This is a genomic window from Salinisphaera sp. S4-8 (assembly GCF_040361235.1).
GTDB lineage: Bacteria > Pseudomonadota > Gammaproteobacteria > Nevskiales > Salinisphaeraceae > Salinisphaera.
Map to the genome: position 1 here is coordinate 333,774 of NZ_APNF01000005.1, position 17,180 is coordinate 350,953.

The 17,180-nt window shown below is 64.5% G+C and carries 16 protein-coding genes; 4 read left to right on the forward strand and 12 right to left on the reverse strand.

The features are described 5' to 3' along the window. Window positions 1-15: 15 nt before the first annotated feature. The 4 genes from dusA to S4A8_RS10135 all read left to right on the forward strand — a co-directional run bounded on the left by dusA (window position 16) and on the right by S4A8_RS10135 (window position 3,217). On the forward strand, window positions 16-1,059 hold the full coding sequence (dusA, locus tag S4A8_RS10120; RefSeq protein WP_353220047.1) for a tRNA dihydrouridine(20/20a) synthase DusA: 1,044 nt from the start codon (window positions 16-18) through the stop codon (window positions 1,057-1,059). Then, a complete protein-coding gene (locus S4A8_RS10125; RefSeq protein WP_502950725.1) occupies window positions 1,059-1,649 on the forward strand; it encodes a peptidylprolyl isomerase in 591 nt (196 codons plus the stop codon). Before dusA ends, S4A8_RS10125 begins: the two co-directional genes overlap by 1 nt. A 7-nt stretch (window positions 1,650-1,656) precedes the next feature. Then, the gene (locus tag S4A8_RS10130; RefSeq protein WP_353220049.1) at window positions 1,657-2,385 is read left to right on the forward strand and encodes a UDP-2,3-diacylglucosamine diphosphatase; all 729 of its coding nucleotides are present in this window, start codon (window positions 1,657-1,659) and stop codon (window positions 2,383-2,385) included. Window positions 2,386-2,455: 70 nt separating this feature from the next. After that, complete coding sequence (locus tag S4A8_RS10135; protein WP_353178540.1) at window positions 2,456-3,217, forward strand: SDR family NAD(P)-dependent oxidoreductase; 762 nt, start codon at window positions 2,456-2,458, stop codon at window positions 3,215-3,217. Between the two features lie 8 nt (window positions 3,218-3,225). Here S4A8_RS10135 and S4A8_RS10140 read toward each other — a convergent pair whose 3' ends face one another. From S4A8_RS10140 to S4A8_RS10195, 12 genes are all read right to left on the reverse strand, one after another. Beyond that, window positions 3,226-3,984 (reverse strand): ferritin-like domain-containing protein, encoded by a 759-nt coding sequence (locus S4A8_RS10140; protein ID WP_502950730.1) that lies wholly within the window; start codon window positions 3,982-3,984, stop codon window positions 3,226-3,228. Window positions 3,985-4,016: 32 nt separating this feature from the next. Beyond that, on the reverse strand, window positions 4,017-5,204 hold the full coding sequence (locus S4A8_RS10145) for an O-succinylhomoserine sulfhydrylase (protein WP_353178673.1): 1,188 nt from the start codon (window positions 5,202-5,204) through the stop codon (window positions 4,017-4,019). 452 nt (window positions 5,205-5,656) lie between these two features. Next, window positions 5,657-7,168: an amidophosphoribosyltransferase gene (gene purF / locus S4A8_RS10150; RefSeq protein ID WP_353220050.1), complete on the reverse strand. Its 1,512-nt coding sequence runs from the start codon at window positions 7,166-7,168 to the stop codon at window positions 5,657-5,659. A 12-nt stretch (window positions 7,169-7,180) separates the two neighbouring features. Further along, a complete protein-coding gene (locus S4A8_RS10155; protein WP_353220051.1) occupies window positions 7,181-7,714 on the reverse strand; it encodes a CvpA family protein in 534 nt (177 codons plus the stop codon). A 67-nt stretch (window positions 7,715-7,781) separates the two neighbouring features. Next, window positions 7,782-8,471, reverse strand: a complete 690-nt coding sequence (locus tag S4A8_RS10160; RefSeq protein WP_353220052.1) for an SPOR domain-containing protein — start codon at window positions 8,469-8,471, stop codon at window positions 7,782-7,784. Next, entirely contained in the window at window positions 8,468-9,724 is a 1,257-nt protein-coding gene (folC, locus tag S4A8_RS10165) for a bifunctional tetrahydrofolate synthase/dihydrofolate synthase (protein WP_353220053.1), read from the reverse strand. The genes S4A8_RS10160 and folC overlap by 4 nt, the downstream gene beginning before the upstream one ends. Then, window positions 9,721-10,608: an acetyl-CoA carboxylase, carboxyltransferase subunit beta gene (accD, locus tag S4A8_RS10170; protein ID WP_353178532.1), complete on the reverse strand. Its 888-nt coding sequence runs from the start codon at window positions 10,606-10,608 to the stop codon at window positions 9,721-9,723. Before accD ends, folC begins: the two co-directional genes overlap by 4 nt. Next, window positions 10,605-11,441, reverse strand: coding sequence for a tryptophan synthase subunit alpha (trpA, locus tag S4A8_RS10175; protein ID WP_353220054.1), 837 nt, complete (start codon window positions 11,439-11,441; stop codon window positions 10,605-10,607). The genes accD and trpA overlap by 4 nt, the downstream gene beginning before the upstream one ends. Continuing rightward, on the reverse strand, window positions 11,438-12,622 hold the full coding sequence (gene trpB, locus S4A8_RS10180; RefSeq protein ID WP_353178671.1) for a tryptophan synthase subunit beta: 1,185 nt from the start codon (window positions 12,620-12,622) through the stop codon (window positions 11,438-11,440). Before trpB ends, trpA begins: the two co-directional genes overlap by 4 nt. Before the next feature lie 135 nt (window positions 12,623-12,757). Then, on the reverse strand, window positions 12,758-13,429 hold the full coding sequence (locus S4A8_RS10185) for a phosphoribosylanthranilate isomerase (RefSeq protein WP_353220055.1): 672 nt from the start codon (window positions 13,427-13,429) through the stop codon (window positions 12,758-12,760). Window positions 13,430-13,472: 43 nt separating this feature from the next. Then, on the reverse strand, window positions 13,473-14,252 hold the full coding sequence (gene truA / locus S4A8_RS10190) for a tRNA pseudouridine(38-40) synthase TruA (RefSeq protein ID WP_353178527.1): 780 nt from the start codon (window positions 14,250-14,252) through the stop codon (window positions 13,473-13,475). Window positions 14,253-14,495: 243 nt separating this feature from the next. Beyond that, window positions 14,496-17,117, reverse strand: coding sequence for a motility hub landmark protein FimV (locus S4A8_RS10195; RefSeq protein ID WP_353220056.1), 2,622 nt, complete (start codon window positions 17,115-17,117; stop codon window positions 14,496-14,498). Between the last annotated feature and the right edge of the window lie 63 nt (window positions 17,118-17,180).

The window sequence follows — 17,180 nt, forward strand, 5'->3', positions numbered from 1 at the left end:
GTAAAATATGTGCCGATGACGCGAGTACACACGCAAATCAGCACAGACGGCGATACACTCTCGCCGCCAGACAAGCGCACCCCCGGCGCGCGTATCAGCGTCGCGCCGATGATGGCGTGGACCACGCGCGAGCAGCGCTATTTCATGCGCCAGATCAGCCGGCGTGCCCTGCTCTATACGGAAATGGTGACCACCGGCGCCCTGATCCACGGCGATCGCGAGCGGTTTCTGGCCTATCACGCCGACGAGCATCCGATCGCCTTGCAGCTGGGCGGCAGCGAGGCCACGGCGATGGCCGAATGTGCGGCGATGGCCGAAGCGCATGGCTACGACGAGGTCAATATCAATGTGGGCTGTCCGTCGGATCGGGTCCAGAACGGCACCTTCGGCGCCTGTCTGATGGGCGATCCGCAGCGCGTGGCCGATTGCGTGGCCGCCATGAAAGCGCACGTTTCGATCCCGGTGACGGTCAAGACCCGTATCGGCATCGATAACCAGGACAGCTATGCATTCCTGCATGCCTTTACCGGCGCGGTGGCCGCGGCCGGTGCCGACGCGCTGATCGTGCATGCGCGCAAGGCCTGGCTGTCGGGTCTGAGCCCCAAGGAAAACCGCGAGGTTCCGCCGTTGAACTACGCACGGGTTCATGCGCTCAAGCAGGATTTCCCAAATCTAGCGATGAGCATCAACGGCGGCATCGTCGATCTGGATACAGCCGCGGATCAGCTCGAACACGTCGACGGCGTGATGATCGGCCGCGAGGCCTACAAGAATCCGTACTTCATGGCCGATGTCGACCGGCGTTTCTTCGATGCCGATACCAGCGTGCCGAGTCGCGGCGAGATCGTGGCCGGCATGCGCGGCTATATCGCCGATCATCTGGCCGCGGGCGGCGCGCTCAAGGATATTACCCGGCACATGCTCGGTCTGTATCATGGCCAGCCGGGCGGTCGGGCCTGGCGACGCGTGCTTTCCGAGCAGGGTCATAAAAAGGATGCCGACCTGAACGTACTCGACGCGGCACTCGCACGCGTCGAACCAACCGAGGCCGTTGCCTGATGAAGTCAGTACGCACTTTGCTCGTTACCGTATTTGTTTCCCTCGCGCTATGCGCGCCCCTCGCGTTCGCCGCCGGCGACGCCAGCAAGGATGATTCCATGGTTGTCATGCATACCAATCTCGGCGATATCACCATCGAGGTTTTCGAAGACCAGGCCCCGAAATCGGCCGCCAATTTCCTGCAGTACGTACGCGACGGCTTCTACGACGGCACGATCTTTCATCGCGTGATTCCGGGCTTCGTGATTCAGGGCGGTGGCTTCACCGAAGACTATCGCCAGAAAAAGACCCGCGACCCGATCGTCAACGAAGCCGATAACGGCCTGAAGAACGACCGCGGCACCCTGTCCATGGCCCGCACGAGCGACCCGAACTCGGCCACCTCGCAGTTCTTCGTCAACCTCACCGACAACGCCCCGCTCAACCCGAGCCGCGGCAATGCCGGTTATGCGGTATTCGGCAAGGTCACCGACGGCATGGATGTAGTCGACAAGATCGCAGCCACGCCCACCGGCTCGGCCGGCCCGTTCCGCCAGGATGCGCCGCAGGATCAGGTCGTGATCGAGACGGCCGAGGTCGTCGACAACTAGCCTCGGGGTGGCGGTTCATCTGCTCGCCGATGTCCATCTGACCGGCGACGACGACCCCAACGCCGAGCGCCTGATGCGCTATCTGGACGGCCCGGCCCGCGCGGCCGAGGCCGTCTACGTATTGGGCGACCTGTTCGATGTATGGGTCGGCGACGATGGCTCTCTGCCGGTGCACGCCGGCGTGATTGATCGCTTCGCCGCGCTTGCACGAACAGGGGTGCCGTTGTATTTCATGCGCGGCAACCGCGATTTCGCTGTAGGCGAGGCGTTCGTTGCCGCCAGTCATATGCAGATTCTCGACGACCCGGTCGTGGTCGAGCTGTGCGGCATCCCCACCCTGCTCTCGCATGGCGATATCTTCTGTACCGACGATACCGCCCACCAGGCATTTCGTGCCCGCTATACCGACCCGCGCTGGCGCGCACGGATGATGAAAATCCCGCTGTGGCTGCGCCGGCGTATCGCCCGACGCGCACGCAAGCGCAGCATGCGCGGCAAGACACGCAAGCCTGCCGCGATCATGGACGTCAATGCCGAGGCGGTATGCCGGGCCATGCAAACGCACGATGTGACGCGCCTCATCCACGGCCATACCCACCGGCCGGACACCCACCACTTCGAGATCGCCGGTCATGCCTGTGAGCGTATCGTGCTCCCCGACTGGCGCCCGGACCGTGCCCAGGTCCTCGTCGCCGATCAGCGAACCCTCCAATACCTGGATGTGGCCTCGTGGTAGCGACAACACTGCGCGGATTTGATCAGCCGTGATAATCTGAAATTATCGCATTTCACAATTAGTCTTCCGCATGAGTAACTACACCCTGATCACCGGCGCCAGTTCCGGCATCGGCGAAAGCATCGCGCGTGAATATGCCGAGAACGGCCACGACCTGATTCTTACCGCCCGGCGCACGGAGCGACTGGAAAAACTGGCCGGCGAGCTGCGAGAACAACACGGGCGCACCGTCGAGGTAATCAGTGCCGATCTGGGCGATCCGAACGGCGTGGCCGAACTGGCCGATACCATCGTCGAGCGCGACTGGGCTTTGCGTGGACTGGTCAACAATGCCGGCTTTGGCGACAGCGGCGCCTTCGCCAAGCGACCGCGCGAAAAACAGCTGGCGATGATTCAGGTAAATGTGACCGCCCTGGTAGACCTCACCCACCGCCTGCTGCCGGTGCTCGAACGCGCCCAGCAGCCGTTCATCATCAATGTTGCCTCGGTCGCCGCTTTTCAGGCCGGGCCGAACATGGCGGTCTATTACGCCAGCAAGGCGTTCGTGCTGTCGTTTTCGGAAAGTCTGGCCGAGGAATTACGTGGCCGCGTGTCCGTCAGCGCCCTGTGTCCGGGGCCGACCGAATCCGAATTTGCCGAGCGCGCGGAAGCCAGCAAGGCCAAGCTGTTCAAGATGGGCACCATGACCAGCCGCGACGTCGCCGCGTTTGGTGTCAAGCATCAAAACGACACGATCGTCATTCCCGGCATGCGCAACAAGCTCATGGTCTGGGGCGGAAAGGTCACGCCGCGCGTGCTGCTGCGCCGTATCGCCTATCGCATCAACCGCTGAGCTGGATATCAGCTGTGGCGGCGGGCGAGCCAGTCGAGCTCGTTTTCCGAAAATTTCGCCTTGCGCCGGGCCGGAAAGTTGTACGGCCCCGGCGGGCCGCCGTTCATGTAGTCGTCCAGTAGCTGGGTGAAGGTGCTGTCTGGGTCGAGCCCGCGCGGCTCGGCACAATAGCGAAACCAGCGGGTGCCGATTTCCACATGCGGCACTTCTTCTTCGAGAATCACTTCCAGAATGGCCACGGTCTCGGCATCGCCGGCCTGACGGAGCTTTTCGATCATGCCCGGGGTGACATCCAGCCCGCGGGCTTCCAGCACGCGTGGCACCAGTGCCATGCGGATCATCACGTCATGGGCGGTCTTGACCGCCATTTCCCATAATCCGTTATGCGCATCGAAATCGCCGTAGGTGTAGCCGTAATCGGCCAGGCGGTTATTGAGCATTTCGAAATGGCGTGATTCGTCGGCCGCCAGACTCAGCCAGTCGGCATAGAACGCTGCCGGCATGCCGCGAAAACGATAGGCCGCATCCAGGCCGAGATTGATCGCATTGAACTCGATATGGGCGATGGCATGAATAAGTGCCGCGCGCCCGGCCGGCTTGCCCAGCCCGCGCTTGGCAAGCTTGGCCGGATGGACCAGTGCGGGCACGTCCGGCCGCCCGGGCACGACCACCGGCTCGGGCGTGCCGCCCGCCTTGGCCAGCGCCGAACTATCGGCGGCGTGCAATGCACGAGCCGCCACGCACTTGGCCGCCGGATCGCGCGTCATCAACGCGTCGTAGACGTCGTCGATGTGCACGATCAGCCCAGGCCGCGTGCGAGATCGGCGATGATGTCTTCGACGTTTTCCAGGCCGACGGAAATCCGGATCACGCCTTCGGTAATCCCCGCGCGGGCACGATCCTCAGCGGAAATACGGGCATGGGTGGTACTGGCCGGATGCACGATGGTGGTTCGGGTATCGCCCAGATTGGCGGTAATCGAGAGCATTTTCGTGGCGTTGATCAGCGCGAATGCGGCCTCGCGGCCGCCCGCCAGGCGCAGCGACAGCACGCTGCCGAAGCCGCCTGGCTGCTGGCGCGCGGCCAGTTCATGCTGGGCATGCGATTTCAGGCCCGGATAATAGACATGCTCGACGCCCGGCTGCGCATCCAGCCATTCCGCCACCCGCTGGGCGGAACGGCAATGCGCCTGCATCCGCACTTCCAGTGTTTCCAACGCCTTGTAGAACAACCAGGCGTTGAAGGGGCTCATTGTCGGCCCCGCCGTGCGCAAAAAGCGAAAGACCTTGTCGCCCACGATATCGGCATCACCGACGACCGCGCCGCCGAGCGCGCGGCCCTGACCATCGAGAAACTTCGTGGCCGAGTGGGTGACCACATGGGCGCCGAAATCCAGCGGCCGTTGCAACGCCGGCGTACAGAAACAGTTGTCGACCACCAGCAGGGCGTCGTTGTCGTTGGCGATCTCGGCCAGCGCCGCCATATCCACGATTTCGGTCAACGGGTTGGACGGCGTTTCCACGAACAGCATACGCGTGGCCGGCGTGATCGCGGCTTTCCAGGCCGCCACATCCTCGGGCGCGACAAAGCTGGTGGTAATGCCGAAGCGGGACAGATAGTTGTTGAACAGGCCGATGGTGGAACCGAACAACGTATGTGCAGCCACGATATGATCGCCGGCTTCAAGTGTCGCCAGGCAGGTCGCCAGAATCGCCGACATGCCGGAGGCGGTGGCCACGCAGCACTCGCCGCCCTCCATCGCGGCCAGGCGCTTCGAGAAGGCATCCACGGTCGGATTGGTGAAACGCGAGTAGATATTGCCCGGCGCCTCGCCGGCAAAACGCGCCGCACACTCCTCGGCGGTTTCGAACACGAAACTCGACGTCATGTAGATCGCGTTGCTGTGTTCGCCTTCGGGGCTGCGATGGGTGCCGGCGCGCACGCCGCGCGTGGCCGTGCCCCAGCTGTCGTCGAATTCGTCGGTCATAAGAATCTCCAGGCAATGGGTCTCGGGCATAAAAAAACCTGCACTCGCGATTGCGATGCAGGCTTGCCGTCCCTCGACCGTTTAGCGGAATTTCAGGCCTGCCAACAGTTACGCGAATCCGCCGCGCCGCCGGCGATTTTCTGCAGACCAAGGCGCAGTGCGCGTCGTGTAGCGTGGCTACATGAGCGAACTGCAACGCCGGAATGCTGAAAATCGCCGACGGCCCGCAGGGTTGCGCTCAAAATCCCGCCAAGCGGCGTTGCTCGTCGCTCATTGGGTCAAACCCAATTTCGCTCCTCTTGCCTTGCTTGACCGAATTTTGCGCAGCAACGCGGCGATACGCGTAAATGTTGGCAGGCCTTAGGGCGCCCGCAAGCTGTTACAAATCGGCGCGATTGCATTATGCAAGCACCGGGCAGCACGATCAACCGTCATGCTGCCCAGCGTCGGCGTCACCCGTCGTTATGCAGTTCGAGTACGGCGTTGTCCTTGGTACGCCGATCCTCGCGGGCGGCGTCGGCACGAAACAGCTCCAGCTGTTCGAGATATTTGGCACTGATATCGGCGGTCACGTATTCGCCGGTGAATACGGAATCGTCGAAGCGGGCCAGATCGGGATTGCCGGCATTCACCGAGCGCACCAGATCGTCCATATCCTGATAGATGAGCTTGTCGGCACCGATGACCTTGGCGATCTCTTCTTCGCTATGGCCATGGGCGACCAGCTCGGTGGCACTGGGCATATCGATGCCGTAGACGTTGGGATAGCGTACCGGCGGCGCAGCAGAGGCGAAATAGACCTTGCGCGCGCCGGCCTCGCGGGCCATTTCGATGATCTGGCGCGACGTAGTACCACGCACGATCGAATCGTCCACGAGCAGCACGTTCTTGTCGGCGAATTCCAGATCGATGGGGTTGAGCTTCTGGCGTACCGATTTCGCCCGTTGCTGCTGGCCGGGCATGATGAACGTACGCCCGATATAACGATTCTTGATGAAGCCCTCGCGGTATTTCACGTCCAGCTGGCTGGCCAGCTCCACCGCGGCGGTGCGGCTGGTGGAGGGAATGGGAATGACCACGTCGATATCGTGGTCGGGCCATTCGCGCTGAATCTTTTCGGCCAGATAAGTGCCCATGCGCAGGCGCGCCTTGTAGACATAGACATCGTCGATCACCGAGTCCGGGCGCGACAGATAGACATATTCGAAAATGCACGGCGCATAGCTGGGGTTGTCCGCACACTGCTGTACGTGAATCTCGCCGTCGAGGGTGATGACTACGCATTCGCCCGGGTTGATATCGTCGATCAGCTCGTAGCCCAGCGCATCGAGCGCCACCGATTCGGAGGCGATCATGTAATCGGTGCCGGCTTCGGTTTCGCGCTTGCCGTAGACCACCGGACGAATACCGTGCGGATCGCGAAAGCCGATCAGCCCGTAGCCGGTAATCAGTGCGGTCGCGGCATAACCGCCACTGCAACGGCGATGCAACGCGGTGACTGCCTCGAAGATATCCGACGGCGCCAGCTGCAGCCGCTCGCTGCGCATGAGCTCATGCGCGAAGACGTTGAGCAGGATCTCGGAATCGGAATCGGTATTCAGATGCCGCCGGTCCGAGCGATACAGCTCTTCCTTGAGCTGGTCTGCATTGGTGAGGTTGCCGTTGTGCGACAGACAGATGCCGTAGGGCGTGTTCACATAGAACGGCTGCGCCTCGGCGCTGGTATCCACCCCGGCCGTGGGATAGCGCACATGCCCCACCCCGGCGTTGCCCTGCAGGCGCAGCATGTGGTCGGTGCGAAAGACGTCGCGCACCAGTCCGTTGTCCTTGCGCAGAAACAGTCGTCCGCCGCTGGTGGTGACGATGCCTGCCGCATCCTGCCCGCGGTGCTGGAGCACCGTGAGCGCGTCATACAGCTCTTGATTGACGGGGGTATGGGAAACGATGCCTACGATGCCGCACATAGCCAGACCAGTTCAGATAGAGGATGGAGAATCTTCAGCCGGCGCTGCCGGCCCGGGATAGGTAATCGCGCCGCCCAGATCCTGCGGCAGAAAATCACGCGCCCACAGCGCGGCTTTTTCCAGATGGGGCAAGAACACCGACTGCTGCCACCACGCATCGCGCGGCAGCGCCGTCAGCGCGCCGGCGAGCATGACGAGTACAACCAATACCGCGATGCCCCGCAATGCACCGAAGCCGGCGCCAAGTACCCGATCGGTACCGGCAAATCCGGTCTGGTTCACCAGCCGGTGCAAGACAAAATTGATGATGGCGCCCAGTAGCAATACGACAATAAAGATGACCGCAAACGATACCGCCAGCCGCACCGGCTGGGTGTCGATCCATGGGCTGAGCACCGCCGCGCCGTGGCGCACGAACGTAAACGCCAGATAGAACGCCAGAAGCCAGGTCGCCAGCCCGATCGCTTCGCGCAGGAACCCGCGAAAGAAACCGATGATCGCGGAAAGCGCGACCACGGCCAGAATGGCGATGTCGACCCAGATCATTGCACCCGTTCGCGCCGGCCGGATACGCCTAGTCTAGCAAATGGCGGGCGTATCCGGCCGGTCATGGTCATTCCGCGCGCCGGACCAGCGTCGCCCGGCCAGCCCGCTTGAGCTGGGCGGCTGCCGCGTTGGCCGCCGCTTCGTTTTCGAACGGCCCGACACGTACCCGGTAATACGTGGTGCCGTTGACATCGCCCGCGCGATAGAAGGCCTTGAATTCGCTGTTGAGTTCACGGGCCACCTTCTCGGCGCTGGCTTCGTCGCGAAAGCTGGCGACCTGAACCACATAGCCGCCGGAAAACGATGCCTTCTGGCGCAGCGAGCCGCTCGAAGATGCCGGTGCCGCCGGTGCCGCCGCCTCGGCGGTCGCGCCAGCCGGCTCGGAAGGCTCCTCGGCGGCCGCGGGTTCGGGTTCGGCTTCGCTGGCCGCTGACGGGCGCGATTCGCCGACACTCGCCGGCGATACCGCCTCCGGCATATCCGGCGCAGCCTGTTCGCTGGCCGCCGTCGGGGCCGGTCGCTGTGGCTCGTCAGGCCCACCGCTGTTGGTTTTCGCGTCAACCTGCGCAGGCGTGGCGTCGCCCTCGGCGCTGGCTGGCTTGGCCTGGCCGTCCGGTGCGACTTCGTAGACGCGCATGGCGTCGGTATCGCCATCGCCGCCGCCCTGCATGCAACGCGCCAGCAACAAGGGCAGCGCGATGCCCAGAATCACCAGAACCGTGGCTCCAACCACTCGTTTTTTCATCACATCCTTCATGACGGCATTGGCCTCCGGGCGTGCGCCACGGTAAGAAAGGAACCACACACGACGATTCGATCGCCGGCCTCGCTGGCATCACGCGCCGCCGCCAAAGCAGCGGCCGGCGAATCGAAGCGATCGCCTTCGATGCCGACGCGGCGCGCCAGATCATCGGCGGCCAGCCCGCGACTTCCCAAACTGTCCAGGCCTGCGAAATAGAATCGATCCGCCACCTTTTCAAGGTGTGCGGCGACGGTTTCCACCGGTTTATCGGCCAGCATGCCCAGAACGATATGGGTACGCCCGGCCGACGGCGCGCCGCGCAGCTCTTCGGCGAGCACGGCCACGGCCTCGGCATTGTGGCCGACATCGTAGATCATCGATACCGTGTCGTCGACGCGTTCGCGTCGGCCGGGCAGCCCGGCCTGGGCACGACAGGCGGCCTCGATCGCCGCAGGCTCGGGCAGCCGGGCAGTCAGCGCATCGACCGTGGCCAGCGCGCCGGCGAGATTATCGGCCAGCACACCCGCCATGCCGGTCAACCTGCGCGTATGCGCGCCGCGGCTGAAAACCCAGCCCTGGCTATCGGCCTGAATATCGAACTCATGGCCGATGCATTCGAGTACGGCGCCAACCCGTGCAGCATGCTGGGACAGCGATGCAGGCGGCTGGCGATCGCAACAGATCACCGGGCGCCTGGCACGCATCACACCGGCTTTTTCGTAGCCGATGCTCTCGCGGTCGTCGCCCAGCCAGTCGACATGATCGAGGCCGATATTGGTGATCAGCGCGATATCGCCATCAACGATGTTCACCGCATCCAGACGCCCGCCCAGGCCGACTTCGAGTACCGCGTAATCCACGGCCGCCTCGTCGAACAGCCACAGCGCAGCGAGCGTGCCGTATTCGAAAAACGTCAACGAGGTGTCGCCCCGCGCGGCTTCGACCGCCTGGAATGCATCGAGCAGCGCGCGATCGGACACGGCTTCGCCCTCGATACGAAAGCGCTCGTTGTAGCGCCACAGATGCGGCGAGGTGTAGGTGCCCACGCGCGCGCCATCGGCCAGCAGGCGTTCGATGAGTGCCGCACAACTGCCCTTGCCGTTGGTGCCGGCCACGGTCACGCGCTTGGCGTGCCCGCCCGGCACGCCGAGGCGTTGGGCGACCTCGGCCACCCGGGCCAAACCCAGTTCCATTTCGCTGGCATGCAAGGTGAGTTGCCATGCCAGCCAGTCGTCGACGCTGCCTTGTACCGGCGCGGCCGTGCTCACGTTACATCGGCAGCCTGTTCGGACGCCGCGTCCTGGTGCATGAACACCGACACCACCTTGTGAATACGATCGCGCAGATGCCGGCGTTCGACGATCATGTCGATCGCGCCGTGCTCGAGCAGGAATTCACTGCGCTGGAAACCTTCGGGCAGGGTCTGCTTCACGGTCTGCTCGATCACGCGCGGGCCGGCAAAGCCGATCAGTGCTTCGGGTTCGGCCACGTTGATATCGCCGAGCATGGCATAGCTTGCCGCCACGCCGCCCATGGTCGGATGGGTCAACACGGATACGAACGGCAGACCGCGGTCGGCCAGGCGGGTCAGCGCGGTACTGGTCTTGCCCATCTGTAGCAGCGAGAACAACCCTTCCTGCATGCGCGCCCCGCCGCTGGCGGAAAAGAAGATGAACGGACAGTTGCGATCGATGGCCGCGTGCACACCGCGCACGAAGGCCTCGCCCACGACACTGCCCATCGAACCGCCCATGAACCCGAAATCCAGTGCGCCTGCGACCACCGGCATCTGTTTGAGGCTGCCGGCCATGACCAGCGCGGCCTCGCGTTCGCCGGAGTCCTTCTGTGCCTGGGTCAGACGTTCACGATATTTGCGGCTGTCGCGAAACTTGAGCGGGTCGCGCGGCTCGATACCGAGCGCCAATTCCTCGCGATTGTCGGCATCCAGAAACAGATCGAGGCGTTTGCGCGCGCGCAGACGCTGATGGGCGTTGCACTTCGGGCATACCTGCAACGAGCGCTCCATCTCGGCGCTGTAAAGCACCGCGCCACAGTTGCTGCATTTGGTCCAGAGCCCCTCCGGCACCGTGCTTTTCTTTGCCGCCGAGTCGTTGCGCATCTGCGACGGCATGAGTTTTTCCAGCCAGCTCATGCGCGGCGTGCCTCCTTTTGGGTTGTGTCCTGTTCGTCGATCGCTCGACGCATGGCCGACAGCGTATCGCGTAACGCGCGCTGCGTGGCATCACGATCGGCGCCGTGTTCGGCGATCTGGCGCACCAGCGCGCTGCCCACGACCACGGCATCGGCCACCTGCGACACATCGGCAGCGTTTTGCGGCGTACTCACACCGAAGCCGACCGCGACCGGCAGCTCGGTTTTTGCACGAATACGCTCGATACTCGTCGCCAGCGAGGAGACATCCAGGCTGGCCGAACCGGTCACGCCCTTGAACGACACGTAGTAGATGAAACCGCCCACATTGGCACAGATCTTTTCGATCCGTGCCTCGCCCGTGGTCGGCGCGATGAGACACACGGCATCGAGCCCGGCCGCGTCCAGCGTAGGCACGACATCCGGCGCCTCTTCGGCGGTCATGTCGACGATGAGCACGCCGTCCACCCCGGCCTGACTGGCCCGCTGGGCGAAGGCCTCCAGACCCAGGCGATCGACGGGGTTGAGATAGCCCATGAGCACGATCGGCGTTTCGGTGTCGCGCTCGCGAAATTCGGTCACCATCTCGAGCACGCCGGACAGGCTGGTGCCCGCCGCCAGCGCGCGCTCGCAGGCGCCCTGGATGACCGGCCCGTCGGCCATGGGGTCGGAAAACGGTACCCCGACCTCGAGCACGTCAGCGCCGGCCTCGACCAACGCATGCATGAAGCCCACGGTGGCGTCCGGGGCCGGATCGCCTGCGGTCACATAGGGGATCAGCGCGGTTCGGCCCTGCTCGCGCAGGTCGTTCAGGCGGCTGGCCAGACGGCTCATAGCGTTTCTCCGGCGGCCTCGGCCACACTGGCCATATCCTTGTCGCCGCGCCCGGACATGTTCACGAGCACGATCTGATCGTCGCGCATGGTCGCAGCCAGCTTCTTGGCATAGGCCACGGCATGGGCGGATTCCAGCGCCGGCATGATGCCCTCGATACGGGTACATTCATGAAAGGCGTCGAGCGCGTCGGAATCGGTGATGTCGACATAATGCGCACGCCCGATATCCTTGAGCCAGGAATGTTCCGGGCCGACACCGGGGTAATCCAGACCTGCCGAAATCGAATGGGTCCCGCTGATCTGGCCGTTATCGTCCTGCATCAGGTAGGTGCGATTGCCATGCAGCACGCCCGAGCGCCCTGCCGACAGCGGCGCGGCATGCCGCCCGCTGCTGATGCCGTCGCCACCGGCTTCCACACCGTAGATCTCGACCTGTTCGTCGTCGAGAAACGGATAGAACATACCGATGGCATTGGAACCGCCGCCGACACAGGCGACCAGCGCATCCGGCAGCCGGCCGACGCGTTCGAGCATCTGGCGACGCGACTCGCGCCCGATCACGGCCTGGAAATCGCGCACCATCGCGGGATACGGGTGCGGGCCGGCGACCGTGCCGATGATGTAGAAGGTATCGTCGACATGCGCCACCCAGTCGCGCAGGGCGTCGTTCATGGCGTCCTTGAGCGTTTTGGAGCCCGACTCGACGGGCCGGACTTCCGCGCCCAGCAACCGCATGCGATAGACGTTGGTGGCCTGGCGGCGCATGTCCTCGCTGCCCATGAACACCACACATTCCAGGCCCAGACGGGCAGCCACCGTGGCCGTGGCCACGCCGTGCTGGCCGGCACCGGTCTCGGCGATGATGCGTTTTTTGCCCATGCGCGCGGCCAGCAGCGCCTGACCGATGGTGTTGTTGATCTTGTGCGCGCCCGTGTGGTTCAGGTCTTCGCGCTTGAACCAGATCTGCGCGCCGCCGACTTTTTTCGACAGCCGCTCGGCGTGATAGATCGGCGTCGGCCGGCCCACATAATCGGCTAGATCCTGATCCAGCGCGGCCATGAACTGCGGATCGTTGCGTGCGGACTCGTACGCCGCAGCGAGCTCGTCGAGCGGCGCCATCAGCGTTTCCGCGACAAAACGCCCGCCGTAGGGGCCGAAATGGCCCCGCGCGTCGGGCATGTTGCGCCAGGCGTGGGCCAACGGCGCGGTATTATCGAGCGACTGCTGGGGTTCGGGTATCGTCATGTTGTCCAAGCCTCTGGTCGATCGCGATGCCTGTACGCCATCGCGCTTCAATCTGTGGTGCTCCGGCGTTCAGGCCTCGGCCATGTCTTCGCCCCGGCGGCGTTCGATACCGCCGGGTCGGGCGCGGCTGACCGCCGCGGTAAACGCGCGAATACGTTCGGCGTCCTTGATGCCCGGCGCGCTTTCCACGCCACTGCTGACATCCACCGCATACGGATGAAATCGGGTAATGGCTTCACCGACGTTGTCGGCATGCAGCCCGCCGGCGATCACGACCGGCATATCCGGCAGCGCGGCCTGGCGTTCCCAGTCGAAGGTTTCGCCACTGCCACCCGCCGCGCCGGCGCGGTTGGCGTCGAGCAACAGACCCTGGGCATCGTGATAGTAGTCCGCCCAGGCGCGCGGCTCGATGTTGTCTTCGCCCATGGGTACGCTCTTGAGATACGGCCAGGCGAAACGCCGACAGAATTCGGCGGTCTCGCGGCCGTGAAACTGCAGCGCGTCCGGGCGCAGGCGATCGAGCACGGTTTGTACCGCAGCCGGCGCGGGCTCGAGAAACAACGCGACCCGGGCCACGAACGGCGGCAGCTGATGGCTGATCGCACAGGCCTGCTCGATATCGATCGCGCGCGCACTGGGTTCGTGAAAAACGAAGCCGATCGCATCCGCACCGGCATTTACGCTTGCCAGCGCGTCTTCAAGGCGCGTGATGCCACAAATCTTGATGCGTACTCGTTTCATCGCTGCTGCGTTGGCCTTCGCCGTTGCAAGCCAATACCACAGTTTACCAGCCGTCGTCGTCCAGCGCCGGGGCCGGCAGCACGAACTCCGGCGGATAATGCACGCGCCGTAGCGACAGCCCCTGCGCCGGCGCGGTCATGCCGGCATGGCGGCGATCGCCCTCGGCAAGCAAGCGCAGGATCCAGTCCGGCGCATACTGGCCTCGCCCGATCGGCAACAGGCTACCCACGATATTGCGCACCATATGATGCAGAAAGGCATTGGCATGCACTTCCAGGCGGACCCAGTCACCACGGCGAACGACCTCGCAACGCGTAATTTCGCGCCACGGGGTCTTGGCCTGGCAGGCCGCAGCCCGGAAGGCGCTGAAATCGTGATAACCCAGCAGATGCTGCGCGCCCGCATGCATGGCCTCGACATCCAGCCGATGATGCGAATGATAGGCACGGTTGCGCCATAGCGCGCTGGGCGCTGTGCGATCGAGAATCCAGTAGCGGTATTCGCGCGCGATCGCGCCAAAACGGGCATGAAAATCACCCGATACCGGTATCACCCACTGCAGCGCGATATCGTCGGGCAGATAACGGTTGGTGCCGAGCAGCCAGGCCCGTTCGCTGCGCTCGACGTCGGTATCGAAATGCACGATCTGGCCCTGGGCGTGCACGCCGGTGTCGGTACGCCCGCTGCATACGGTGCGAATCGACGCATCCGCCAGGCGTGACAGCGCGGCCTCGAGCGTGTCCTGGACACTCGCCGCATGCGGCTGGCTCTGCCAGCCATGATAGGCCGAGCCATCGTATTCGACACAGGCCGCCCAGCGCACTAGCGGGGTTCCAACACGTGCGCAGCCGCCCGCGGGCATACATCAGATCCCGCCCGACGCTGGCCCCTGGACGCAACCGCCCCGCAGGGCGATACGCGCGAAACCCGCCGAGCGCCGATCGATTGTGGCAACGAGTCTTTCAAGCGCAGTCAGCTTCGCGGATCAAAACGGTAAACAGCCAGCATATCGCGCGTATCCCGATAGCCCGAATACGCGCGCCCAACGCGCCAGTATGAACAGGCCCTAGAGCGTGTTCAACAACTCGGTGGCGGTCGCGCGTTGGGCTTCGTTGCCCTCGCTCTGCACCTCTTCGAGCAACTCGCGGGCCGCGGTGGCGTCTTCCATTTCGATATACATGCGCGCCAGATCGAGCCGGATTTCCACCGGGTCGGTTTCGACGTCGTCTTCAGCGGCCGTATCGTCCTCGGCATCGAGATCGAATTCGCTGTCGTCGATCGTCTCCACCGAGCGCGGCTTATCCTTGCCGGCATCGTCGTCGACGCTGTCCAGATCGAACGCCAGGCCGGGGTCGTCGCCCTGATCGTGCTGGCGCTCGCCGCCATCGGCGATTTCCTGATCCTGCCACTCGAAACCCTGCTCGTCGGGCGTTTCGGACGCGCGTTTCGGCGCCTCCGGAAGGTCGAGCTCGGTATGCGCGGCGTCGGCATCGTCGCTATCGGGCAGCGATTCGTCGATGGTGAAATAGTGCCCGTCGTCGCTGCTTTCGTCGTCGATCGCCGGCGGCAGTTCTTCGTCCAGGCCGCTATCACGGCTGGAGATAAAACTTTCGTACAGCGCTTCGGCCGATTCGGGGTCCTGGGGTTCATCGTCCGGCTCGGCTTCGGCGGCGGCCGGCGTGGGGCCATCGTCGGTCAAACCAAGCGCGAAGCGCGGGTCATCGGGGCGCAGTACCCGCCCCATCGCGGCCACGCCAGCCCAGCGCACACCGTTGCCGGTCAGGGCCGAGCCGAAGCGTTCGATATTGCCCATGAAGGCGTTGTCGTCACCGGTCAGATAATCCAGCTCAAGACGCTTGTCCTGGAGCGCGCTGTCGTGGGGATGGTCGCCCAGACCGGCTTCGAGCGTGGCCCGCGCCTGATCGAACTCGCCGGCCTTGATCTGGGCATCGGCCTGTTCGATCCGCAAGGACGGGCGGGTGGTATTCGGCGCCGGCGCGATATAAGCCTGACGCGCCTCGCCGGGCTGTTCGAACTCTTCTTCGGCGGAAGGCGCCACCGGATGATCGCCCTCGGCTTCGAAGTGCAGCGGCACCGGCTTGTACTGGCGCCGCCGGCGCCAGGCCAGCAGCAAGGCCGCCAGCCCCAGTCCACCGGCGAGCAGCAGCAGGTTACGCGGGCTCAGCAGGCTGGCGCCATCGCTGGCGCCCACCACATCGACATCCTGGGCCGGCAACGGCCGATAGCTGTCCTGCGACTGCATGCTGCCGCTGTCGGCGGCGACCGCCGTATCGGTGCTGTCGGCGACGGCGTCGCTCGCGCTGTCGGGTTGCAGGGCCTCGTCCGTATCGCCGGTCGTGACCATGGCATCGGTCGTAGCCGGCCTATCGGCCGAGCTGGCGGCGATATCCTGATCGGCCGCGGCGCCTGCCGGCTCGTTATCGATACCGGCCGCAGCGTTGTCGCCCGTGGTCGCGTCGACTTCGGTGGTCGCATCACGCGCGGTCGAAGACAGGGCATCGGTCTCGTCGGTCGGCGACTGGGCGGCTGTTTCGTTCGTGCGCGTCGCGCTATCGACCGCCGTATCCGTGGGCGCGTTATCTCCACCCGGCGCCTGCTCGCCGCGATCGGCCACGGCACGGCCATCGCTGACCATGGGATCGGTTCCGGTATCGGTATCGGCGGTATCGGTATCGGGGCTCGCGGCATCACCCGCCCCGACACTGCCCTCACCGGGGCCGAAATCGGGCAGGGTCAAGCGGCCGAAACCGGCGGTGCCCACCGCCCCGCCAGCACTCTGGCCGTCGATACGCGAGGGCTCCAGACGCAAACGGGCATCCGTGGTCGCAGGCGCGCTCTCGCCTTGGGCCACCGTGGGCTGGGCCGAACTATCCGTGGCCGTCGAGGCCAGACGCTCGACAGCTTCGGCCTGCTGTGCGCGTACCACGGCACGCGCCTCGCCCGGCGCGATCGAACGAATACGTTCGACCGGCGGAATGGCGAGCATCGCACCGCGCAGCAGAATGTTCATATTGTCGCTGAACGCCTGCGGGTTGTTGCGATAGATCGCAACCTGCATCTGATCCAGCGTGGTATCCGGACGACGCAGACGCGCAGCGATACGCGAAAGCGTCTCGCCGGCCGCGACCGGCCCGTAGCGATCGCTACGCGGCTCCGCACGCGCCGGCGCGGCCGTTGGCTCGGGCGCGGCCGGCTCGGGCGCAACCGGCGCCGTATCGGCGGCCGATGCGCGCGACGACTGGGACGAGGCTGGCGGCGCGCTTGCACTGGCCATGCCCGAGGGCGGCTGCGGCGCCTGACCGGGCGGATCAAGCAGAACCGTATATTCGCGTAGCGCGCGGCCATTGCCGGTATCGGCTTCGATGAGAAAACGCAGGAACGGCTCACGCACCGGCGCGTCCGTGGTCAGGCGTAACAGCACCTGGCTGGATTCGTTGCCCGGGTTGGCCACGATGCGGATACGATCGGCCAGCGCCGTGCGCTCGATGCCGAAACGCTGGAACATGTCCACGCTGGCCATATCGACCTGCAGCGCGGTTTTCTCCTCGGGCGTCAGGGCCACCAGGTTGATGGTGGCGTCCAACGGCTCGTTGAGCGCCGAATGCACCCGAATGGCACCAAACCCCAGCGCGGAGGCCACGCCTGCGTTACACAACAAGGCGGCCACGGCTGCACCTTGCAGCCTGCGCCTCAAATACGACTTTGAATCGACCACGGCGCCTGTGTATCC